Below are 23,087 nucleotides of genomic sequence, written 5' to 3' on the forward strand. Positions count from 1 at the left end.
CCATGACTGACTACGCCCGCCTGGATGCTTGGGTTGACGCCCACTTTGACGAGGAAGTTCGCTTCCTGCAATCGCTTGTGCGCGTCCCCACTGACACGCCGCCCGGCAATAACGCGCCCCATGCCGTCCGCACCGCAGAACTGCTGCAAGACTTTGGTTTTGATGCCGAAGCGCACGCCGTGCCTGCGCAAGCGGTCAAAGACTACGGCCTGGAATCCATCACCAATCTGATCGTTCGGCGCGAGTACGGCCCCGGCCGCCGCATTGCGCTCAACGCGCACGGCGACGTCGTGCCTCCGGGCGACGGCTGGCAGCACGACCCTTACGGCGGCGAGATCGACAACGGCAGCCTGTACGGCCGCGCCTCGGCCGTCAGCAAGAGCGACTTCGCCAGCTTCACGTTTGCGGTGCGTGCGCTGGAAGCCGTAGCCAAGCCCAGCCACGGCGCAGTCGAGTTGCACTTCACCTACGACGAAGAATTCGGCGGACTGCTGGGGCCAGGCTGGCTGCTTGCACAAGGCCTGACCAAGCCCGATCTGCTGATCGCCGCCGGCTTCAGCTATGAAGTGGTAACGGCGCACAACGGCTGCCTGCAAATGGAAGTGACCGTGCACGGCAAGATGGCGCACGCCGCCATTCCGGCAAGCGGCGTGGACGCCTTGCAAGGCGCAGTCAAAATCCTGAACGCGCTGTACGCGCAGAACACGCTTTACCAGCAAGTGACCTCGGACGTGCCGGGTATCACCCACCCCTACCTGAATGTCGGACGCATCGAAGGCGGCACCAACACCAACGTAGTGCCGGGCAAGGTCAGCTTCAAGCTGGACCGCCGCATGATCCCCGAAGAAAACGCCGTCGAGGTCGAAGCGAATATCCGTCAGATCATCCAGGACGCCTCAGCCGCCACGCCCGGCATCACGGTCGAGATCAAGCGTTTGTTGCTGGCCAATTCCATGCGCCCCCTGCCCGGCAACCAGCCGCTGGTCAGCGCCATACAGAAGCACGGCGAGGAACTCTTTGGCGAACCGATACCCGCCATGGGCACACCGCTCTATACCGATGTCCGTCTGTATGCCGAAGCCGGTATCCCCGGCGTCATCTACGGCGCCGGCCCCCGCACGGTGCTGGAATCGCATGCCAAACGCAGCGACGAACGCGTGGTGCTGGAAGACCTGCGGCGCGCAACCAAGGTGATCGCACGCACACTGTCCGATCTGCTCAAACCGGTCTGACAGGCAAGTTTGAATCGCACTTGATGGCAGGCCTGTGCATTGCAGGCCTGCCATTGCATTTGGCGGCTCAAGCCAGCCGCATCACCCGGCGCCAGAACAGCACCGCCACCAGCACAAAGACGGCAAGCCCCAAGTAGGACGCGATCGGCGCAAAGCTCTCGCCTGCGATGGCTAGCGGGGCGTCCGAGCTGCTGGCGCCGATCACGGCGGCCATCAGCACGCCAACCAGGCTTTCACCCACGATCAACCCTGATGCAATCAGCACGCCGCGCCGGTTGGGCGCATCGGCAAACTGTTCATAGGGCTTGCCTGCGGCAGCGGCGCGGCGGCGCAATGCGAGTTCAAGCAGCCATGCCAGCACCGCGCCCGCCACGATAGGCGCGGCAACCGTGGGCGGCAGATAGATGCCTATGCCCACCGCCAAAACCGGCATGCGGGCCACACGGCAGGTGCGCTTCAAGATCTCGTCCAGCACGATCAGGCACACCCCCACGCCCATGCCGATCAGGATCATGGTCCAGTTCAACTGATGGGTGAAGATGCCGCGCGCAATCGCCAGCATCAACGTCGCTTGCGGGGCCGACAACGCTTGCGCCGGGTCCATGCCCTGGCGCGGCATCGCATCGGCAAAACCATAAGCGTTGTAGAGCAGGTCCAACACCGGCGAAATCACCGCAGCGCCCACCACGCAGCCGATCAAAAGCGCTACCTGCTGGCGCCACGGCGTAGCGCCGACCAGCCAGCCGGTCTTCAGATCTTGCAAGTTGTCATTGGAAATCGACGCAACCGCAACCACGGCGGACGTGCTGAAGATCGCCAGCGCAATCGCCATCTGCACGCCATTTTGCGCCGCGAGCAATTCGCCGCCCAAGGCCAGCATCAGTAAAGACACCAGCACAATGGCCACAATGCCCACCCCGGAAATCGGGCTGGTCGACGATCCCACCAGACCCGCCATGTAGCCGCAGGCCGCAGCGACCAGAAAGCCGAATACAAAGGCGAACAACACGGCATAGGCGACCAGCTTCCAGATGGCGCCGGCCGACAATGGCGCGCCCGCCAGAAACACCTGGAACGTCACCACCAAAATCGCCACCAGCACCAGCGTGACCACCGAAATCCAGCCCGCCGACAAGTCGCGTTCCGTACGCGGCGCTTGGCCGGCCCGCGCCGCCCCCGCCTTCGTCAATGCCGAAAACGACGCCTTGACCCCGCGCGCCATCGGCATGAACAAAGTGGCCAGCGTCCAGATAGCGCCCACGCCAATCACGCCCGCGCCGATGAAGCGCACCTGCGAGGACCACAAACCCGAGGCGTATTGAGCAAGAGTCTGGCCCGCCGGCATGTCTCCCATGGCGGTCAAGATGGGCACCGCGATGCCCCACGAAATGATCAGGCCTGTCAGCATCGCAAGGCCTGCCACAATGCCAATCAGGTAGCCGGCGCCCAACAGCGCCAGCGAAAAACCCATCGGCAGGCGAAACACCGCCCCGCCCAAGGCGAACCAGCCGCTGACGCCATCACCCAGCACGCGCAGACCGCTGGCGGCAAAGCTGACGACGGCGGCTGCAACGCCGCCAGTCACGATATCGCCCATGCCGGTCGCAGCGGGTTTGGCTGCCGGCTTGGCGCCCGCTGCCCCTGCATCCTCAGCCGCGTCTTGCGCGCGCTCTGCACTGCCCACGCGCAGAATTTCCGCCGCCGCCACGCCTTCCGGATAAGGCAGATCGCTTTGCACCACCATCACATGGCGCAGCGGAATCGTGAACATCACGCCCAGCATGCCGCCCGCCGCGCAAATGCCCAGCGTCTGCCAGAACGGAAAGCCCTGCCAGTGGCCCATCATGACCAGTGCCGGCAGGATGAAGATGATGGATGACAGCGTGCCGGCCGCCGAGGCCTGCGTCTGCACCATGTTGTTTTCAAGAATATTGGCGTCCTTGAACAGACGCAGCACCGACATTGAAATCACCGCTGCGGGAATCGCCGATGAGAACGTCAGGCCGACCTTCAGCCCCAGGAAAACGTTGGAGGCCGTGAAGATGACCGTGATCAGAGCGCCCAACAAAACGCCGCGGAACGTAAGTTCCGGCAACGTGACATTGGCAGGGACGCTGACGGGTTGAGTCATTGAAGTCTCCCGTTGTGATTTTGAAGAAACGGCGAATTCTAGCGCGACACCGTCCACAGGGTGGTCACCACGCGTAAGCGCCGCTGGGCAGCAGAAGCTGCTGCCAACCCAAAAATTCTCAAAAGATTATGCTGAAACCAGGCTTATCGCCCCCGGAATTTGATTACTCATGCCATCCGCACAGGTCTAGCATGGAGCGATAACAGGAGACAAATTCATTATGTGTGACGCCAGCCCCCCGACCGATGGGCAAGACCTCCGGCATGACGCCGATCCCGCTGAAACCGCCGAATGGCGCGACGCCCTGCAGTCGCTGGTAGTAAGCGAAGGCGCGGGCCGCGCAGGATATGTGCTGGACAATCTGCTGGGGCATGCCGCGTCGCTGGGCCTGCGCGCCAATAGCCAGACTCGCACTGCCTATCTGAACACGATACCCGCCGACCAGGAACCGCCTTTTCCCGGCAACCTGGCGGTGGAAGAGCGCATTGCCCGCATCAACCGGTGGAACGCGCTGGCCATGGTCGTGCGCGCCAACCAGGCTCACGGCGAGCTGGGCGGCCATATCGCCAGTTATGCATCGGCGGCCGACCTGTTTGAGGTGGGCTTCAACCATTTCTTCCGGGCGCAGTCAGCGGATGGGCCGGGTGATCTTGTCTATATGCAGCCACATTCCGCCCCGGGCGTCTATGCACGCGCCTACCTGGAGGGTTTTCTGGGCGACGACGATCTGGCGCATTTCCGGCAGGAAATCACCGCGACATCGCGGGGCCTGCGCGGGCTGTCGTCCTACCCCCACCCGTGGTTGATGCCGGACTTCTGGCAGTTTCCGACGGGATCGATGGGCATCGGCCCCATCAACGCCATCTATCAGGCGCGTTTCATGCGCTACCTGGAACACCGCTCCCTGGTGCCGGGCGCGGACCGTAAGGTCTGGGGCATCTTTGGCGACGGAGAAATGGACGAACCCGAGTCCATCGCCGCGCTGACGCTGGCTGCGCGCGAAAAACTCGACAACCTGGTCTTCGTCGTCAACTGCAATCTGCAACGGCTGGACGGCCCGGTGCGCGGCAATGGCCGCATCATCGACGAATTGGAAACGCTGTACGCGGGCGCGGGCTGGAACGTGATCAAACTGGTCTGGGGCAGCGACTGGGATGCGCTCTTGCGCCGCGACACCGGCGGCGCCCTGGCCCGCGCGTTCGCCAACACCGTGGACGGACAGTTTCAAACCTTTGCTGCCAATGACGGCGCCTTCAACCGCGCCCACTTCTTCAACCAGAATCCTGAGCTGGCCGCGCTCGTGGCCGACTGGACCGATGACGCCATCGACCGCCTGCATCGCGGCGGCCACGACATGGTGAAGATCCATGCGGCGTATCACCGCGCGGCCCGGCATCGCGGGCAGCCGACCGTGATCCTGGCGCAGACCAAGAAAGGCTTCGGCATGGGCGCCGCTGGCCAGGGCAAGATGACGACCCACCAGCAAAAGAAGCTGGACGACGACGCGCTGCTGGCATTCCGCGACCGCTTCGCGCTGCCGATATCGGACGCAGACTGCCTGGCGCTGAAGTTCTACCGTCCCGCCGAAGACAGCGCCGAACTGCGCCATCTGCAAGCGCGCCGTGCCGCGCTGGGCGGCCACATCCCGCGCCGCAATACGCAATCGCCCAGTCTGACGCCGCCCGATGCCGAGCAATGGGCGCGCTTTGCGCTGGCCGCCGACGGCAAGGAAATGTCGTCCACCATGGCCATCGTGCGGATGCTGACGGGGCTGCTCAAGGACGAAACCATCGGCTCTCGCATCGTGCCCATTGTGGCGGACGAGGCCCGCACTTTCGGTATGGCCAACCTGTTCCGCCAGATCGGCATCTATTCAGCGCAGGGCCAGTTGTACGAACCGGAAGACATCGGCTCGGTGCTGTATTACCGCGAGGCCCGCGATGGCCAGATCCTGGAAGAAGGCATTACCGAAGCGGGCGCCATTTCGTCCTGGACCGCAGCCGGCACCAGCTATTCGGTGAACGGACTGCCGATGCTGCCCTTCTACATCTACTACTCGATGTTCGGATTCCAGCGCATCGGCGATTTGATCTGGGCCGCCGCCGACCAGCGCACGCGCGGATTCCTGGTCGGCGCCACGTCCGGGCGCACCACCCTGGGCGGAGAAGGGTTGCAGCATCAGGATGGCTCCAGCCACATCATGGCTGCCACCGTGCCCAACTGCCGCGCCTACGATCCGGCCTATGCCTTCGAGGTCGCCGTTATCGTCGAATACGGCATGCGCCGCATGCTGGACGAACAGCACGACGAATTCTTCTACCTGACGGTCACGAACGAGAACCTGGCCCAGCCTGATATGCCGTCGGCCCCTGGCGTGCGTGAAGGGATTCTGCGCGGCATGTACCTGCTGCGCCCGGCGCAGCAAAAGGCCCAAGTGCGGTTGCTCGGCGCAGGGCCCATGTTGCGTGAAGCCGAGATGGCGGCTGACCGTCTGCGCGAACAACATGGCGTGGACGCGGAAGTCTGGAGCGTCACCAGTTTTTCCGAATTGGCCCGGGACGGACGTGAAGCGGAACGCGCCCGCGTGCTGGGGCTGGACGCCCAAGAAGACTGGGTGCGCACATGCCTGGGCGGCAGCAACGCCCCGGTGATTGCCGCCACCGATTACGTGCGCGCCGTGCCCGACCAGATACGCGCCTGGGTCCCGGCCCCCTTCCGCACCCTGGGCACCGACGGCTTTGGCCGCAGCGACACCCGCGCCCAACTGCGCGACTTCTTTGAAGTCAGCGCCGATTGGATCGTGCTTTACGCGCTGGACATCCTGGGCCGCCAAAAAGAGGCCGACGCCCTGCGTAAAACCTTGAGCGCCGCCACACGCCAAACGCCGCCCTGGCAATCGTAGATGGGTGTCGTGCGAGAGGTCCAGGACAAGAATGCGATTGGCAGTCGGGTTCTTGTCCGGAACCTCTCGCGTGCCCCATCCAGCGACCGATTGGCGCCGCAGCGGCATCCCCACATGCCGCCCTCCGCCGCAGATGACTCTGCGCTATCGGTATCATCTGCAACCCGTCCGGCATTTGATCAAAATCGTCCGCACGCTGCACTGCAACAACCAATCACCTGCGCTTTCTGGTGAAATACGGATGTTCCCCAAGCATTTCGCAAAGAATACGGCGGGCCGCGAGCCCGCCTTTGGTCATCCCGTTTCCTTTTTCAGTTAGTGCCTCAGAGGCCCCGATCCCATGGACGAAACTCTTACCAAAATGGCGTTGGATTACCACGCCTATCCCACCCCCGGCAAAATCTCGGTCGTCCCGACCAAGACTCTGGCCAACCAGGACGACTTGTCCCTGGCCTACTCTCCCGGCGTGGCCGCTGCGTGCATGGCCATCTTCGAACAAGGCGATGACGCCGCGTCGAAGTACACCTCGCGCGGCAACCTGGTGGGTGTGATCACCAACGGCACCGCCGTTCTGGGTCTGGGCAACATTGGCCCGCTGGCCGCCAAACCGGTGATGGAAGGCAAAGGCTGCCTGTTCAAGAAATTCGCCGGCATCGACGTGTTCGACATCGAACTGGCCGAAAACGATCCTGACAAGCTGGTCGACATCATCGCGGCGCTGGAACCCACGCTGGGCGGCGTCAACCTGGAAGACATCAAGGCGCCCGAGTGCTTCTACATCGAGAAGAAGCTGCGCGAGCGCATGAAAATTCCCGTCTTCCATGACGACCAGCACGGTACCGCCATCATCTCGTCGGCTGCCATCCTGAACGGCCTGAAGGTCGTCAACAAGGACATCGGTTCGGTCAAGCTGGCTTGCTCGGGCGCAGGCGCCGCGGCTATCGCTTGCCTGGACCTGCTGGTGCACTTGGGCGTCAAGCGCGAGAACATCTTTGTCGTCGACTCCCGTGGCGTGATCTGGGATGGCCGCGATGAAAACATGGAGGCCAACAAGAAGCGCTACGCGCAAAAGACCGACGCCCGTACGCTGGCCGACGTGGTCGACGGCGCCGATGTGTTCCTGGGTTGCTCCACCGCTGGCGTGCTGACCGGCGACATGGTCAAGACCATGGCCGATCGTCCGCTGATTCTGGCGCTGGCCAACCCGGAACCGGAAATCCGCCCGGAAATCGCCAAGGCCGCCCGCCCTGACTGCATCATCGCCACCGGCCGTTCGGACTACCCGAACCAGGTCAACAACGTGCTGTGCTTCCCCTTCATCTTCCGCGGCGCCATGGATGCCGGCGCCTCGCGCATCACCGAAGAAATGAAGCTGGCATGCGTGAAGGCCATTGCAGAACTGGCCCAAGCCGAGCAAAACGATGAAGTGGCCCGCGCCTACGCCGGCCAAGAGCTGTCGTTCGGTCCCGACTACATCATCCCCAAGCCGTTCGACCCGCGCCTGATCGTCCAGATCGCGCCGGCCGTGGCCCAAGCGGCTGCCGACTCCGGCGTGGCCGCCCGCCCGATCGAAGACATCGAAGCCTACCGCCAAAAGCTGATGGGTTTCGTGTACCACTCGGGTCAGCTGATGCGTCCGCTGTTCGCCCAAGCCAAGAAGGCGCCCAAGCGCGTCATCTACGCCGACGGCGAAGACGAGCGCGTCCTGCGCGCCGTGCAAACGGTGGCTGATGAAAAGCTGGCGTTCCCGATCCTGATCGGCCGCCCCGCCGTCATCGAGATGCGCATTGAAAAAGCCGGCCTGCGTCTGAAGGCTGGCGAGCACTTCGAGATCGTGGACCCGGAAGACGACAACCGTTTCACCGAAACCTGGAACGCGTACTACCAGCTGAAGGGCCGTGAAGGCGTGACGCCGGCTATCGCCAAAGCGATGATCCGCAAGCACAACACGCTGATCGGCGCGATGCTGCTGCGTCGCGGCGACGCCGACGCGCTGCTGTGCGGCGTGGCCAGCAAGTACGACAACCAGCTCAAGTACATCGACGAAATCATCGGCAAAAAGGAAGGCCAGACCTACGCCGCCCTGAACGTGCTGATGCTGCCCGACCAGACGCTGTTCGTCACTGACACCCACGTCAATGAAAACCCGACGGCCGAAGAAGTCGCCAGCATCACCATCCAGGCCGCAGACGAAATGCTGCGCTTTGGCGTGGTGCCGAAGATCGCCCTGCTCTCGCATTCGAACTTCGGCAGCCGTGTGACGGAATCGTCGCGCAAGATGGCCACCGCCAGCAAGATCGTGCAAGAACGCGCGCCTGACCTGGAAGTGGACGGCGAAATGCACGCCGACGCCGCCTTGTCGGAAAAGATCCGCGTTCTGGCCTACCCGGACAGCACGTTGAAGGGCCGCGCCAATCTGCTGGTCATGCCGAATCTGGACACCGGCAACATCACGTACAACATGCTGAAGATGACGGGCAGCAACGGCGTCGCGATGGGTCCGATCCTGCTGGGCGCCGCGCGCCCGGTACACATTCTGACCACCAGCGCGACCGTGCGCCGCATCGTCAACATGACGGCGCTGGCCGTGGTGGATGCGCAGCAGGAAGCCGCCGAAGCCGCCAAAAAGCGTCGTTAATCGCTGACTGGCTCAAGGTTGCGGGCGCCCTTCGGGGCGCCCGTTTGCATTGCGCGAAATCAACACGGCGTGCTCGTCCAACAGCCTGCACGAATGGTAAAACCTAGCTTGTCCTTATCCCTGGAGACGACATGCTGGCCGACGCTCTATATGCCTGGTTTCACTACCTGGCCATTTTTGTACTGGTGGTGGTCTTGACGGCCGAAGCCGTGCTGCTGCGCCCCGATCTGACCGCCAATGGCGTCAAGCGTCTGATCATCTATGACCGTTTCTACGGGATCAGCGCCATCGTCGTTCTGATCACCGGCCTGCTGCGTCTGACCCAGGGATTGAAAGGCGCCGCCTTCTACATGAGCAGCCCCTGGTTTCACGCCAAGATCACGCTGTTCGTCGTCATTGCGCTCTGTTCGATTCCCCCCACACTGGCATTTTTGCGGTGGGCAAAACAATCGCGCCAACAGCCGGGTTTTGTACCTGCGCTTCCGGAAATCAAACGCGCGCGGCGCTGGGTCATGATTTCGTCGCACCTGTTTATCTTTCTGCCGCTGTTCGCGGTGCTGATGGCCCGGCATGTAGGCGGGTAAATGCAGGTGGATAACTAGACCGCGCGCAGCCGTTCAGACAGATACTCTACGAACACCCTGACCCTCGCTGGCAACAATCGCGTATCCGTGACCACGTGCAGCGGGAACGGCCCCAGGGTCCAATCAGGCAGAACGCGCTGCAACTCGCCAGCGCGTTCAAGCTCTGTCTGTTGCGCGCCCACTGCGGCAATGCCGGCGCCAAGCATGGCCAGCTTGCGGGCCATGCCGGCTTCGTTCACCGAGAACCGGCTACGCGGCTGCACGCTGAATTCTTCACTGCCGCTGACCATCGGCCATCGCGCGGCTCCCGCAAGCGCGTCGATTCGAAATCCGATGCATTGGTGCGCCTCAAGCTCGGACGGATGCGCCGGTGTGCCGTGTGCGGCCAAGTATGCCGGCGACGCATACAGATAGCCGCGCACGGCGCCCAGGCATCGCGCAATCCGGGAAGAATCCGGCAACGCGCCAATGGCGATTGTCAGATCGCAGGAATCGAAGACGCGGCCCGCATGTTCCAGGCTAGCCAGGTTGACGTGGAAATCCACGTCGGGATAGCGTCTTGAGAATTCCAGGAATATCTCCGCCATCATGTCGGTGGCGAATGCCGCCGGCATATTGACCCGCAACAGGCCCGACGGCTTGTCAATCAGCGCCTGCAATTCCTCATGCGCCGTCTGCGCCTGCGCCACGATGCGCAAGCAGCGCTCAAGATACAGCTCGCCCGCGCCGGTCAGTTCCATCTTGCGCGTATTGCGATTGAGCAGGCTCAGGCCCACCGAACGCTCCAACTCCGCCACACGGCGCGATAGCGTCGATTTCGGCACGCCCAGCACGGCGGCGGCACGGGAAAAGCTGCGCGCCTGCGCAACCTCCGCGAACACCTCCATGCTGTGCAGCCGTTTCACGGACGGGCGATCAGAAAGCGTAAATCACGCCAACGTTGCCGAAGACGTTGGTGTTGCGTTCAACCAGAGGACTGTCGCGCACATCGCCAACCAGCGAGCTCACGCCAACCGTGGTCACGGCGCTCCAGCTCGGCGTGAAGCGGTACGACCAGGTCGAAAACAACGCGACGGATTTGAAGCCCGAAGACGCCGAGTATTCCTTCAGTCCCGCGCGGCTCTTGGCGGCTTGGCTGGACGTTACGCCGTACCAGGTCTGCATTTGGTCCTTATTCGCCCATTCGGTGCTGACACCAAAACGCAAGCTGCTGCTTTCGCTGCGCCACGCCAGATAGCTGGCGCGCAATTCCAACGAACCGCCATAACCGCTGCGCGCTGCCTGCTTATAGGCCATGCCCAACGAATACGGACCCGGAGCCCATTCAACGTACGCGCCATAGGCGCCATGGAAATCAATATCGTCCAGCCCCTTGAGCCTGTCCGAATCGCTCGACTTGCGGCCCAGCCCCAGGCCGACAAACACGCCCGCGTCCAGATCCTTCGCCAGGCTCGTCTTCAACCCCATGGCGGGCAATCCCGCCCGCGGCGTGATGAAGAAGTTGCCGGAGTGATAGTTGATCATGGGCACCGGCAGCGTGCGGTAGTCATCCGACCCCTGATATACCGGCACCACGCCGACACCCAGGCCCACGAAATTGGGGCCTGACTGCTCGGCCTGCGCGCCTGTAGCGGCTAATAGCGCAACTGCGGCCAGGAGCGGGCGCCTTGCTAACATACCGGTTCTCATCAACATCTCTTTCCCTGACGGTTCAGGCCGGCATTGCATCGCCGGCGACAGGCCGCATTGTGGCGGGAGAGTTTTAAAAATTTCTTAAGCTCGCGGTGTCATCATGGCGTGGCTACTAAACGCTGGGAGGGCGCTTGCGAATACTGCTCGTGGAAGACGACGCCATGCTGGGCGACGCCGTGCGCGCCAATCTGACTCAAGATGGCGCCAGCGTGGACTGGGTGCTCGACATTGCAGACGCCAAGCTCGCCTTGGTGGACCACGCTTATCAGGCCGTGCTGCTGGATCTGGGGCTGCCTGGGGGCAGCGGCCTGACCGTGTTGAAAATGCTTCGCGAGCGCTACGACGCAACCCCGGTGCTGATCATTACCGCCCGCGACCGTTTGAGCGACCGGGTTCAGGGGCTGGACGCCGGCGCTGATGACTACATCGTCAAACCGTTTCAGCTGGATGAGCTGCAAGCTCGCCTGCGCGCAGTGACCCGCCGCAGCAATAACACGGTTGTCTCAGCGATACGCTGCCGGGATGTGGTGGTGGAACCGGCCCGCCGCGCGGTGTCCCGGGCAGGCAAGGAAATAGGCTTGAGCGTGCACGAATATCGCACGCTGCTCGCGTTGATGGAACGGGTTGGCCAGACTGCCAGCCGGGAACAGCTGGAAGCCGCGGTGTATGGCGGCAGCGGCACCATTGAAAGCAATACGGTAGCCGTGTATATCCACCAGCTGCGCCGAAAACTGGGCGACGACCTTATCGCCACCGTGCATGGCGTGGGCTACCGCATCGACGCGGATGCACCCGCATGAAATCGCTGCGCAAGCGCCTGGTGATCACCTTGCTGCTGACCTTGCTGGTAGCCTGGGTCGGCGTCTTCACGCTCCAGCATCAGAGCCTGGCGCGGACGCAGACCGGCATCTGGGATCAGGCACTGCTGGACGTTGGCAATCAGGCGCTCATGTCCATGCCCGCAAGTTTGCTTGATGCCGAGCGAGGCCCGACTTTCGCCCTGCCCGACTCCAGTGACTTCAATGGCGACAAAGCCAGCTTCCAGGTCTGGTCGCTGGCGGACAAGCGCCTGCTGCTACGCAGCCCTGGCTCTCCCGAAGAACCGTTGCGCGCAGATTTCGGCCTGGGGCACCAGACGACATTTGTCGCCGGCCAGCAATGGCGCGTTTATTCCATCACAGATGCCAGCGGGCGCGTGCAGGTGCAGGCCGCCAAACCTGCCACCGAGTTCCGGGAATCCTACCTGGCTGGCTTATGGCGCGGCGTCCTTTTCGCGACCGCTGAATTCCTGCTGTTGGCGGTGGCGACCTGGGCAGTGATCCTGCATGCCTTCAAACCCGTTGACCGCGCGGGCAAGGCCATCCTGGAAAAACCGCCCTTGGATCAGACCAAACTGCCGCTGGCTGGTATGCCCGCCGAACTGCGCCCGTTCATCACGTCAATCAACCAATTGCTTGAACACCAGGGCGCCACGATGGAACGCGAACGCCGCTTCCTGGCGGACGCCGCGCATGAACTGCGCACACCGCTTGCGGCGCTCAGCGTGCAAGCAGAACTGGTCGCGCGCAGCACCACGGCGCAGGACCGCGCCACTGCGATCGAAAAACTGCGGGCGGTGGCGGTCCGCACGGCGCGGCTATCGGAACAGTTGCTGGATCAGGCGCGCACGGACGCGCTATGTGTCAGCCCGTCCGAACCCGTTTCGCTGGACGCCCTGGCTGTCATGATCGTGCAGGATTATGAAGAGACCGCCAGCCGAAAACGTCAGCGCGTACTGCTCAACACCGAGGCCTGCACCGTCATGGGCAGCCTGGACGCGCTGGGCGTATTGTTGCGCAACCTGGTGGACAACGCGCTGCGCTATACCCCCGAGGAAGGCTGCATCGCAGTGTCATGCCGCGTGCTTCCAGACGGCCGGGCCGAGCTCAGCGTGGCGGACGATGGGCCAGGCATTCCCGACGCGGCACGCGCTCGCGTATTCGACCGCTTCTATCGCGTGGCTGGTTCGAGCGAACGCGGCAGCGGCATTGGCTTGTCCCTGGTCAGCCAGATCGCCGCGCGCCATGCCGCCGCCATCAACTGCCAAACGGGCTTGAATGGCGGCGGACTGTCCATAGCGGTGATTTTTCCGCTGATGCGCTGATGCGCACCCGATTGGCTCAGGGGCAGGAAGCCTTGGCTGGCGCGGCATCGTCCTGCCCTTGCATGACGAATTTTGCAAAGCGGTACACACCCGCTTTTTCATTTGGCCAGATGGCCATCACTTTGCCATCGGGCATCTGCACGACAGACATTCCGTCCTGCACGTCGCCGTGCTCAGTCGAGTGCGCGGCGGCGCCGTCATCAGGGCTGAACACCAGCGCTCCCGGATAGGCATCACGCAAGCCCCGGCCCGCCGACTGGACCAGCGTGCCGACGGGATAGCGCATCCCGCCCAGCTGCGTTTCGCAAGCCAGCGTAGCGCTCGCTACACTCATCAGTTGCCTATCAGCACCCAGCCGCAGCGTGGGTTCACGCAGCAGCAATCCCGACACCTTCGTTGCCGCTTCCTTCTTAATGTCGATGCGCCAGCGATCCGCATCGACATGCCCATCGCCGTACACGGTTCCATTGCTGCTCAACAGTTCGGAACCCGCCGGGACTCGCAGATCTCCCACTGTATTGCCTTCGCCCAGCAAGCATGTCTGGAACTGCCCAGACCCGCCGTCATGTTCAACGTCAAAGCGTATGGGCTGCGTGGCATCGCAGTGCCAGCCCTGCACGTCCTGGCTGCCCTTGCCCAGAAGTTCGACTGAAGTCGCGTACGTGCCCAAGGTGGCATAGGTGTCGGGATCGTACTCAATGCTGATGAACCGGTTGATTCGGTCAGCCTGCACGCCAAAGATGCTGACCGGCTGCGGAAATACGGCCTCGGTGAACGATTCGCGCTGGTCTTTCAATTTCAGCACCAACGCTGTTCCCGCCGGCATGCCGATACGCCCCAAGGTGGCCGGTTCGGTCAGCGTGATCCGCAACGCCGCTTGCTCGGCGTCGATCTCACGGCCGATTGCCCAGAACGTGTACTGCACCCAAACGTAGAAACTGGACAGAATGGCCAACCCCGCCATCACACCAATCGAGGTCTTGCGGTATTGGCGGAACTTGCGCCGCGCCCAACTGCTGACCGCCAGGCCGGCAAGCCATCCCAGCAGCAGCACGCCCGCGTAGAACGACACAGTCAGGACGGCCAGAAACTGCAATGAGGGTAAGGCGACAGGAATCATAGCCAGGATGATAGCGGGTTGGCCGCGATGCCGGAAACCTGGCCGGGCGCTCTTGGGAGGCGCTACCGCTATTCACGACACAGAATAAAAAAACCGCCCGAAGGCGGTTTTGTTCCAGCATGGAAAGCGGATTAACGCTTGTCCATCGGGGGCACGTCGCGGGTGACCGAACCCGTGAACAGCTGGCGCGGACGGCCGATCTTGTAATCGGGGTCCGACAGCATTTCGTTCCATTGAGCGATCCAGCCCACGGTGCGGGCCAGCGCGAAGATGGCCGTGAACAGCGAGGTCGGGATGCCGATGGCGCGTTGAACGATACCCGAGTAGAAGTCCACGTTCGGGTACAGCTTGCGCTGGACGAAGTACGGGTCCGACAGGGCAATGCGTTCCAATTCCATGGCCAGCTTGAACAGCGGGTCGTTTTCCAGGCCCAGGGCCGAGAGCACTTCCTTGCACGTTTCTTGCATCAGCTTGGCGCGCGGGTCGTAGTTCTTGTAGACGCGGTGGCCAAAGCCCATCAGGCGCACGCCCGAGTTCTTGTCCTTGACCTTCTCCATGAACTCGCCAACCTTGGCGATGCCGCCATTGGCTTGCAGCTCTTCCAGCATTTGCAGGCAAGCTTCGTTGGCGCCGCCGTGAGCCGGGCCCCACAGGCAAGCCACGCCAGCCGAGATAGCGGCAAACGGGTTGGTGCCCGACGAACCGCACAGACGCACGGTCGAGGTCGACGCGTTTTGCTCGTGATCGGCGTGCAGGATGAAGATGCGGTCCAGTGCGCGTTCAACGACTTCGTTGACCTTGTAGTCTTCGCACGGCGTGGCGAACATCATGCGCAGGAAGTTGCCCGTGTAGGACAGGTCATTCTGCGGGTAGATGAACGGTTGGCCTTGCGAGTACTTGTACGCCATCGCGACCAGCGTCGGCATCTTGGCGATCAGACGGATCGCCGAGATGTGACGGTGTTGCGGGTTCGTGATGTCGGTGGAGTCGTGATAGAACGCGGACAGCGCGCCCACCAGACCCGTCAGCACAGCCATCGGGTGCGCATCGCGGCGGAAGCCACGCAGGAAGAAGTGCAGTTGCTCGTTGACCATCGTGTGATGGGTCACTTGCGAGTCAAAGTCGGCCTTCTGTTCCTGGTTGGGCAGGTCGCCGTTCAGGATCAGGTAGCAGATGTCCATGAAGTCGCAATTGACGGCCAATTGCTCGATAGGGAAACCGCGGTACAGCAGTTCGCCCTTGTCGCCGTCGATGTACGTAATGGCCGATTCGCAAGCCGCCGTGGACATGAAGCCCGGGTCAAACGTAAACATGCCCGTCTGGCCATACAGCTTGCGGATGTCGATCACATCCGGACCGACCGTGCCCTTGTAGACAGGGAACTCAATGGGTGCGCTGCCATCCGAGAAGGATAGAGTGGCTTTTTTGTCAGACAGGTTCATGTTTTTTCCTCTCAATTAATCACAGTGCGCGCATCTGGCCAATAATGCCCCGAAGCCTGGGAGTATCCAGTTCACCTTCGAGTTCCTTGCGGGCCAGCAGCAGATCGAGAAGGTCGTTGTCTCCCATCTCGAACAGCTGGGTCAATGCGGCTACATCATCATCGGTAAGGTCCGCCTCGTAGGCATCCAGATACCGGGTGATGATCAAGTCGTTTTCGAGCAGACCGCGGCGCGCTCGCCAACGCAGACGCGCCCGCTCCAGTTCAGTTAGCCTGCTCATCGTTACACCATAAAGAAAGCCCCTGCGCTGCACCCGCTATGCGGGCTTACTGTCCCCCGGAAGGGCTTGGTTCCGAGGGACGCAGCGATAAAAAAAACTGATTAAAACTAGACCGTGCGACGGACCATCAGTTCCTTGATCTTGCCAATCGCCTTGGTCGGGTTCAGGCCCTTGGGACAGACGTCGACGCAATTCATGATGGTGTGGCAACGGAACAGACGGTACGGATCTTCCAGGTTGTCCAGACGCTCGCCAGTGGCTTCATCGCGGCTATCAGCGATGAAACGGTAGGCTTGCAGCAGGCCGGCCGGGCCGACGAACTTGTCCGGATTCCACCAGAACGACGGGCAGGAAGTGGAACAGCACGCGCACAGAATGCACTCGTACAGGCCATCCAGCTCTTCGCGCGCCTCGGGCGACTGCAGACGCTCGCGTTCGGGCGGCGGCGCGTCGTTGATGAGGTACGGACGGACGGAGTGGTACTGGTTGAAGAAGTGGGTCATGTCCACGATCAGGTCGCGGATGACGGGCAGACCCGGCAGCGGACGCAGAACGATGGGTTCCTTCAGTTCGCGCAGGTTCGTCGTGCAGGCCAGACCGTTCTTGCCGTTGATGTTCATGGCGTCCGAACCGCACACGCCTTCACGGCACGAGCGGCGCAGGGCCAGGCTGTCATCGACGTCGTTCTTGATGCGCACCAGCGCATCAAGCAACATCTTGTCGGTCGGCTGGAGTTCAACGTCCAGCTTCTGCATGTACGGGCGCTCGTCCTTGTCCGGATCGTAGCGGTAGATTTCGAACTTGACGATTCTCTTGGTGCTCATAATGGGCTCTATCCGGACTTAGAAGGTACGCGCCTTGGGCGGGAAGGACTCAACCGTCAAAGGCTTCATCTGCACAGGCTTGTAATCCAGGCGGCTGCCTTCGGAGTACCACAGCGTGTGCTTCAGCCAATTCTCGTCGTCACGCGTCGGGTGATCGTCCAGCGCGTGCGCGCCGCGGCTTTCCGTGCGGGCGGCGGCCGACTTGATCGTGGCGCGGGCCACTTCGGTCATGTTGGCCAATTCCAGCGCTTCGACGCGCGCGGTGTTGAACACCTTGGACTTGTCCTTGAAGTAGATGTGGTCGGCTTGCTTGGCGATATCTTCGATCTGCGTCACGCCTTCGTTCAGCAGTTCCAGCGTGCGGAACACGCCGCAGTGGCGCTGCATCGAGAAGCGGATGGCGTTGCCGATGTCTTGCGTCTTTTCGCCCGAGGTACGCGATTCCAGCTTGTTCACGCGGTCCAGCGAGAATTCGACGGCTGCCTTCGGCAGTTCCTGGTGCGCGCGCTGGCGCTCCGGATGCGAATTCACGATGTGGTTGCCGGTAGCGCGGCCAAACACAATCAAGTCCAACAGCGAGTTCGTGCCCAGACGGTTGGCGCCGTGCACCGACACCGCGGCGCATTCGCCGATGGCGTACAGACCGTTGACGACCTTGTTCTCGCCGTTTTCACGCGCCAGCACCTGGCCGTGGTAGTTGGCCGGAATACCGCCCATCTGGTAGTGAATCGTCGGAACGACCGGAATCGGTTCCTTGATCGGGTCCACGTTACCGAACTTGATGGCGATTTCGCGGATCGAGGGCAGACGCTTGTTGATGACGTCGGCGCCCAGGTGATCCAGCTTCAGCACAACGTAGCTGCCGTCCGGACCGCAACCGCGGCCTTCCTTGATTTCCTGGTCCATCGAGCGCGACACGAAGTCACGCGGAGCCAAGTCCTTCAGCGTGGGCGCATAGCGCTCCATGAAGCGTTCGCCATCCTTGTTCAGCAGGATGCCGCCTTCGCCACGCACACCTTCCGTGATCAGGACGCCAGCACCGGCCACGCCGGTCGGGTGGAATTGCCAGAATTCCATGTCCTGCAGCGGGATGCCAGCGCGGGCAGCCATGCCCAGGCCGTCGCCGGTGTTGATGAAGGCGTTGGTGGACGCAGCCCAGATACGGCCAGCGCCGCCGGTGGCCAGCACCGTCGTCTTGGCTTCCAGGATGTAGATTTCGCCCGTTTCCATTTCCAGGGCGGTCACGCCCACGACGTCGCCTGCTTCGTTACGCAGCAGATCCAGCGCCATCCATTCGACGAAGAACTGAGTGCGCGCGGCAACGTTGCGCTGGTACAGGGTGTGCAACAGCGCGTGGCCGGTACGGTCAGCAGCGGCACAGGCGCGCTGGACAGGCTTTTCACCGAAGTTGGCAGTGTGGCCGCCAAACGGACGCTGATAGATCGTGCCGTCAGGGTTGCGGTCAAACGGCATGCCGAAGTGTTCGAGCTCGTACACGGCGTTCGGCGCTTCACGGCACATGAATTCGATAGCGTCTTGGTCGCCCAGCCAATCCGACCCCTTGACGGTGTCGTACATGTGCCAGTACCAGTTGTCTTCGCTCATGTTGCCCAGGGAGGCGCTCACGCCGCCTTGCGCTGCAACGGTGTGCGAACGCGTGGGGAACACTTTGGACAACACCGCAACGGACAGGCCCGCTTGCGACAGTTGCAGCGAACAACGCATGCCGGCTCCGCCGGCGCCCACGACCACCACATCAAACTGGCGGCGCGGCAAGGATTTCAGGACAGAGACCACGGCTTAAATGCTCCAGAGGATTTGCGCGAAGTAAACGACCGAACCGACCAGCCAGAGGATCGTCAGCACTTGCAGCAGCAGGCGCAGGCCCACCGACTTGACGTAGTCCATCCAGATGTCGCGCACGCCAATCCAGGCGTGCCAGGCCAACGCAATGAATGCAAGGGTGGCCAGAATCTGGCCAACCGGAATGAAGCCCACGTAGAAATTGAACAGCTTGACCCAGTGTTCGTACGTGAAGGCAGGCATCGTCAGGATGCCGATGAGCAGCACCAGCGTATACACGGCCATGATGACGGCGGTGATGCGCTGGACGATGAAATCCATGACGCCGTAGTGGGCGCCGACGACCAGGCGCTTGGGCCCGAAGTTTTTAGCGGCGGCCATTTACAGCACTCCGAACAGTTTGAGACCGAACACCAGCGTCAGCGCCAGGCTGACACCGAAAACCACGCCGGCGCTTTTCTTGGCCGACAGCTTGTCGATGCCAATGTGCAAATCCAGCAGCAGGTAGCGAATGCCGGCACAGAAGTGGTGCAGGTAGCCCCAGATCAGAACCAGGAAGACAAGCTTGACGATCGGGTTGCTCGCGATGGAGGCGATCCAGGCGAACGATTGCGGCGCGGCCACGCTCGCTGCGAACAGCGGAACGATGACCAAGGGCAAACAGAGGAACAGCAAAATGCCGCTGATGCGGTGCAAGATGGACAGCTTGCCGGCCAGGGGCAGGCGGTAGTTGGCAAGTTGCGCAATGCCAATATTGCGAAACTGCGGACGTGGCTTGGCAGCGGTGTCGGACATGACGGCCTCGGTGTTTCTGAACTAGGGAATCGTGACGGCGAAAATGCCGTGGCCCTTTCGGGTAAACACGCTATTTTCGCCCAGAGATTGGGTTGGTATCAAATCGTAGGTAAAAAGCTCATCAATTCAGACTATTGCGGTAGTGGTATCGATCGGTCAAGTACAACCCCCGGCGAATTTCCATAGGGCGGTCACCATAGGTGTAAGAGACGCGGTCCACCTGCAACAACGGCGTCCCGGCGGCAACATTAAGCAACGGACAGACTTCAGCCGGCGCGATCACCGCGCGCAGCTTTTCGTCCGCGCGCACCATGCTGACGCCGAACTCGGATTCGAACAGCCCATAGAGCGGCGCCTTATTGGCGGTCAGCAGCTCCAGGGTCAGTCCACGGAAAATGGTGCCAGGCAACCAGATATCGTCAACCACGGTAGGCGTCTGCCCCATGGACAGGACGCGGCGGATCGAAACAACGGTTTCGCCAGCCCGAAGGTCCAGCGCGCGCGCGATCTCGGCGGGGGCCCGCAAACGCCGGCATTCCAGGATACGGCTTTCCGAGCGGCCGGTTTCGGTCTCGTCATCGGCAGCCAGGCGCAGGAAGCGGTAACGCACACGGGCTTCGTGGTGGGTGGCAACAAAGGTGCCCTTGCCTTGACGGCGCAACAGCATGTGCTCGGCAGCCAACTCATCAACCGCTTTGCGCACCGTTCCCTGGCTCACCTGAAAACGGGCGGCCAGATCGATTTCGCTGGGGATGAGTTCACCGGGCTTCCATTCGCCGCGCTCAAGGCTTTGAACGAGCAGATCCTTGATCTGGCGGTAGAGCGGACTGAAAGCGGCCCCCTCGCCCGTTGAACGGGCGGCGCGAGTGCGTAGGGAGGTTTCGGGCCGAGGCTCTGCCATGGATCTTCTTGAAAGTGTCATGTTCATCCGGATGATGGAAGGCAGCGCAAAAATGGATGCAATTCCACATCCGTAATGCGCTGCTACTGCCGGTGGTTTTTGACCCCGGGTTTGGTCTTGGGCCGGACCCTTACAAACGTCCGGCCGGCGGCGCTGCAACGCATTCGGATAAACGCTCTATTGTGGCATATCGAGAGGGAAGCTGTCCAATGTCTTATGTCTTATATAAGATAGAAGAGCGTTTGACTGACCCGAAAAATCGATCTAGGATTCACGGCTGTCGGGGACCTGCGCCCGCTCGGTTATTTGTGCGGTATTTTGTTTTTTGCCGGTGAGCCGCCCCAGAGCAAATACTGGGCCGGTTCCCGGGCAAAAATCCCCTCTTGCGGGGACGGCATATCTGCAAGAACGGATGCGGCGCGGGCGCCCTTGATTGCTTGCCCAACGATTACACTGATTGGTGAGATTTTTCTCGCCAAAAACCATCACGGAGAACGTCCATGTCCAAGCCTGCCTTGCGTGTCGCCGTCACCGGCGCCGCCGGCCAAATCGGTTACGCACTGCTATTCCGCATCGCCTCTGGCGAAATGCTGGGTAAAGATCAACCCGTCATCCTGCAACTGCTGGAAATCCCCGACGAAAAAGCGCAAAAGGCCCTGAAGGGCGTCATCATGGAATTGGATGACTGCGCCTTCCCGCTGCTGCAGGAAGTTACCGCCCACAGCGACCCGCGCACCGCCTTCAAGGATGCCGACGTGGCCCTGCTGGTCGGCGCCCGTCCGCGCGGCCCCGGCATGGAACGCAAGGACCTGCTGTCGGTCAACGCCCAGATCTTCACGGCTCAAGGCAAGGCCTTGAACGACGTGGCCAGCCGCAACGTCAAGGTTCTGGTTGTTGGCAACCCCGCCAACACCAACGCCTACATCGCCATGAAGTCGGCGCCGGACCTGCCGGCCAAGAACTTCACCGCCATGCTGCGCCTGGACCACAACCGCGCCCTGTCGCAGTTGTCGGCCAAGTCGGGCAAGCCGGTTGCCGCCATTGAAAAGCTGGTCGTGTGGGGCAACCACTCGCCCACGATGTACCCGGACTTCCGCTTCGCCACCGTTGGCGGCGAATCGCTGTCCAAGCTGATCAACGACGACGCCTGGAACCGCGACACGTTCATCCCCACCGTGGGCAAGCGTGGCGCCGCCATCATCGAAGCCCGTGGCCTGTCCTCGGCCGCTTCGGCCGCCAACGCCGCCATCGACCACGTCCGTGACTGGGTCCTGGGCAGCAATGGCAAGTGGGTCACGATGGGTATCCCGTCGGATGGCTCCTACGGCATTCCGGAAGGCATCATCTACGGCGTGCCGGTCACGACCGAGAACGGCGAGTACAAGCGCATTGAAGGCCTGGAAATCGACGCCTTCTCGCGTGAACGCCTGGACTTCACGCTGAAAGAGCTCTTGGAAGAGCGCGACGGCGTCAAGGACCTGCTGAAGTAAGCAGCGTATGAGTTAAGGATTGGGCCCGTTTATGCGGGCCCAATTCCTAAGCAACACCGAAACATAAACCTGTCTCTTTGCCCCGCTGCGGCCGATTGTCGCGTAGGGGACAGATTTATATTCCGGACCCGCGCTAAGGTCGTGGGCTAGCCATAAAAACGGAGACTTCCATGTCCAGACCCGAATCGCCCGGCGCCCTCTTTCGCCGCGCTCTCGCCGAAGAAAGCCCGCTCCAGATCATTGGCGCCATCAACGCCAACCACGCCTTGCTGGCCAAGCGCGCTGGCTACCGCGCCATCTACCTGTCTGGCGGCGGCGTTGCAGCCGGCTCGTTGGGTCTGCCTGACCTGGGCATCAACACCATGGATGACGTCCTGACCGACGTGCGCCGCATCACCGACGTGTGCGATGTGCCGCTGGTTGTGGACATCGACACAGGCTTTGGCCCGTCGGCGTTCAACATCGGCCGCACCGTCAAGAGCCTGATCAAGTTTGGCGCGGCCGCCTGCCATATTGAAGACCAGGTCGGCGCCAAGCGCTGCGGTCATCGCCCCGGCAAGGAAATCGTCACCACCGAAGAAATGGCTGACCGCGTCAAGGCCGCCGCCGATGCCCGCACGGACAGCGACTTCTACCTGATCGCCCGCACCGACGCCATCGCCTCGCACGGCGTGGACGCCGCAATAGAGCGCGCGCTGGCCTGCGTAGAAGCCGGCGCCGACGCCATATTCGCCGAAGCCGCCTACGACTTGCCCACCTACGACCGCTTCGTCAAAGCGGTCAAGGTGCCGGTCCTGGCCAACATTACCGAATTTGGCAAGACACCGTTGTTCACCGTCGAAGAGCTAAAGAGCGTGGGCGTGGGCATGGTGCTCTACCCGCTGTCAGCCTTCCGCGCCATGAACAAGGCCGCTGAAGCCGTCTATACCGCCATCCGCCGCGACGGCCACCAGAAAAACGTGGTGGACCTGATGCAGACGCGCGAAGAGCTGTACGACCGCATCGGTTATCACGAGTTTGAATCCAAACTGGATGCGCTCTTCCAAAAGGGCAAAGCGTAATCCCGCAGCGCCTTCTGTATCCGGCGCTGCGGCGACCCCGCAGCGCCAA

General features: G+C 62.1%; 19 protein-coding genes. 8 read left to right on the forward strand and 11 right to left on the reverse strand.

Translation table 11 applies throughout. The annotated features are described in order from the left end of the window. Positions 1-2: 2 nt before the first annotated feature. On the forward strand, positions 3-1,232 hold the full coding sequence (locus RAS12_RS14905) for a M20 family metallopeptidase (protein ID WP_306951217.1): 1,230 nt from the start codon (positions 3-5) through the stop codon (positions 1,230-1,232). Between the two features lie 67 nt (positions 1,233-1,299). Here RAS12_RS14905 and RAS12_RS14910 read toward each other — a convergent pair whose 3' ends face one another. Next, positions 1,300-3,363: an OPT family oligopeptide transporter gene (locus tag RAS12_RS14910; RefSeq protein WP_306951219.1), complete on the reverse strand. Its 2,064-nt coding sequence runs from the start codon at positions 3,361-3,363 to the stop codon at positions 1,300-1,302. A gap of 220 nt (positions 3,364-3,583) precedes the next feature. On the opposite strand from RAS12_RS14910, the gene mdeB reads away from it, so the two are divergent. From mdeB to RAS12_RS14925, 3 genes are all read left to right on the forward strand, one after another. Beyond that, positions 3,584-6,265 (forward strand): alpha-ketoglutarate dehydrogenase, encoded by a 2,682-nt coding sequence (gene mdeB, locus RAS12_RS14915; RefSeq protein WP_306951222.1) that lies wholly within the window; start codon positions 3,584-3,586, stop codon positions 6,263-6,265. Positions 6,266-6,605: 340 nt separating this feature from the next. Beyond that, a complete protein-coding gene (locus RAS12_RS14920) occupies positions 6,606-8,903 on the forward strand; it encodes an NADP-dependent malic enzyme (RefSeq protein ID WP_306951224.1) in 2,298 nt (765 codons plus the stop codon). Positions 8,904-9,034: 131 nt separating this feature from the next. Next, positions 9,035-9,487 carry a DUF2214 family protein gene (locus RAS12_RS14925; protein WP_306951228.1) on the forward strand — a complete coding sequence of 151 codons (453 nt, stop codon included), beginning with the start codon at positions 9,035-9,037 and terminating at the stop codon, positions 9,485-9,487. A 14-nt stretch (positions 9,488-9,501) separates the two neighbouring features. On the opposite strand, the gene RAS12_RS14930 is transcribed toward RAS12_RS14925, so the two are convergent. Next, positions 9,502-10,374, reverse strand: a complete 873-nt coding sequence (locus RAS12_RS14930; RefSeq protein ID WP_306951459.1) for a LysR family transcriptional regulator — start codon at positions 10,372-10,374, stop codon at positions 9,502-9,504. Positions 10,375-10,402: 28 nt separating this feature from the next. Then, positions 10,403-11,176: a MipA/OmpV family protein gene (locus RAS12_RS14935; RefSeq protein ID WP_371321283.1), complete on the reverse strand. Its 774-nt coding sequence runs from the start codon at positions 11,174-11,176 to the stop codon at positions 10,403-10,405. Between the two features lie 134 nt (positions 11,177-11,310). On the opposite strand from RAS12_RS14935, the gene RAS12_RS14940 reads away from it, so the two are divergent. Continuing rightward, the gene (locus RAS12_RS14940) at positions 11,311-11,979 is read left to right on the forward strand and encodes a response regulator transcription factor (protein ID WP_306951232.1); all 669 of its coding nucleotides are present in this window, start codon (positions 11,311-11,313) and stop codon (positions 11,977-11,979) included. Continuing rightward, positions 11,976-13,322, forward strand: coding sequence for a sensor histidine kinase (locus RAS12_RS14945; protein ID WP_306951234.1), 1,347 nt, complete (start codon positions 11,976-11,978; stop codon positions 13,320-13,322). Before RAS12_RS14940 ends, RAS12_RS14945 begins: the two co-directional genes overlap by 4 nt. A 16-nt stretch (positions 13,323-13,338) precedes the next feature. On the opposite strand, the gene RAS12_RS14950 is transcribed toward RAS12_RS14945, so the two are convergent. From RAS12_RS14950 to RAS12_RS14985, 8 genes are all read right to left on the reverse strand, one after another. Continuing rightward, on the reverse strand, positions 13,339-14,442 hold the full coding sequence (locus tag RAS12_RS14950) for a hypothetical protein (RefSeq protein WP_306951236.1): 1,104 nt from the start codon (positions 14,440-14,442) through the stop codon (positions 13,339-13,341). Positions 14,443-14,573: 131 nt separating this feature from the next. Further along, entirely contained in the window at positions 14,574-15,884 is a 1,311-nt protein-coding gene (locus RAS12_RS14955; RefSeq protein ID WP_306951238.1) for a citrate synthase, read from the reverse strand. Positions 15,885-15,903: 19 nt separating this feature from the next. Next, the gene (locus RAS12_RS14960; protein WP_183016350.1) at positions 15,904-16,164 is read right to left on the reverse strand and encodes a succinate dehydrogenase assembly factor 2; all 261 of its coding nucleotides are present in this window, start codon (positions 16,162-16,164) and stop codon (positions 15,904-15,906) included. 107 nt (positions 16,165-16,271) lie between these two features. Then, complete coding sequence (locus RAS12_RS14965) at positions 16,272-16,988, reverse strand: succinate dehydrogenase iron-sulfur subunit (RefSeq protein WP_306951242.1); 717 nt, start codon at positions 16,986-16,988, stop codon at positions 16,272-16,274. Positions 16,989-17,006: 18 nt separating this feature from the next. After that, complete coding sequence (sdhA, locus tag RAS12_RS14970; RefSeq protein WP_306951244.1) at positions 17,007-18,785, reverse strand: succinate dehydrogenase flavoprotein subunit; 1,779 nt, start codon at positions 18,783-18,785, stop codon at positions 17,007-17,009. A gap of 3 nt (positions 18,786-18,788) precedes the next feature. Further along, positions 18,789-19,172 carry a succinate dehydrogenase, hydrophobic membrane anchor protein gene (gene sdhD, locus RAS12_RS14975; protein ID WP_306951246.1) on the reverse strand — a complete coding sequence of 128 codons (384 nt, stop codon included), beginning with the start codon at positions 19,170-19,172 and terminating at the stop codon, positions 18,789-18,791. Then, positions 19,173-19,586 (reverse strand): succinate dehydrogenase, cytochrome b556 subunit, encoded by a 414-nt coding sequence (gene sdhC / locus RAS12_RS14980; protein ID WP_306951248.1) that lies wholly within the window; start codon positions 19,584-19,586, stop codon positions 19,173-19,175. A gap of 121 nt (positions 19,587-19,707) precedes the next feature. Further along, entirely contained in the window at positions 19,708-20,487 is a 780-nt protein-coding gene (locus tag RAS12_RS14985; RefSeq protein ID WP_306951249.1) for a GntR family transcriptional regulator, read from the reverse strand. Between the two features lie 500 nt (positions 20,488-20,987). On the opposite strand from RAS12_RS14985, the gene RAS12_RS14990 reads away from it, so the two are divergent. Next, the gene (locus tag RAS12_RS14990; protein ID WP_173143358.1) at positions 20,988-21,977 is read left to right on the forward strand and encodes a malate dehydrogenase; all 990 of its coding nucleotides are present in this window, start codon (positions 20,988-20,990) and stop codon (positions 21,975-21,977) included. A gap of 170 nt (positions 21,978-22,147) precedes the next feature. Further along, complete coding sequence (gene prpB / locus RAS12_RS14995; protein ID WP_054423906.1) at positions 22,148-23,038, forward strand: methylisocitrate lyase; 891 nt, start codon at positions 22,148-22,150, stop codon at positions 23,036-23,038. The last annotated feature ends 49 nt before the right edge of the window (positions 23,039-23,087 follow it).

The sequence above is a fragment of the Achromobacter seleniivolatilans genome (assembly GCF_030864005.1).
Taxonomy (GTDB): Bacteria; Pseudomonadota; Gammaproteobacteria; order Burkholderiales; family Burkholderiaceae_B; genus Achromobacter; species Achromobacter seleniivolatilans.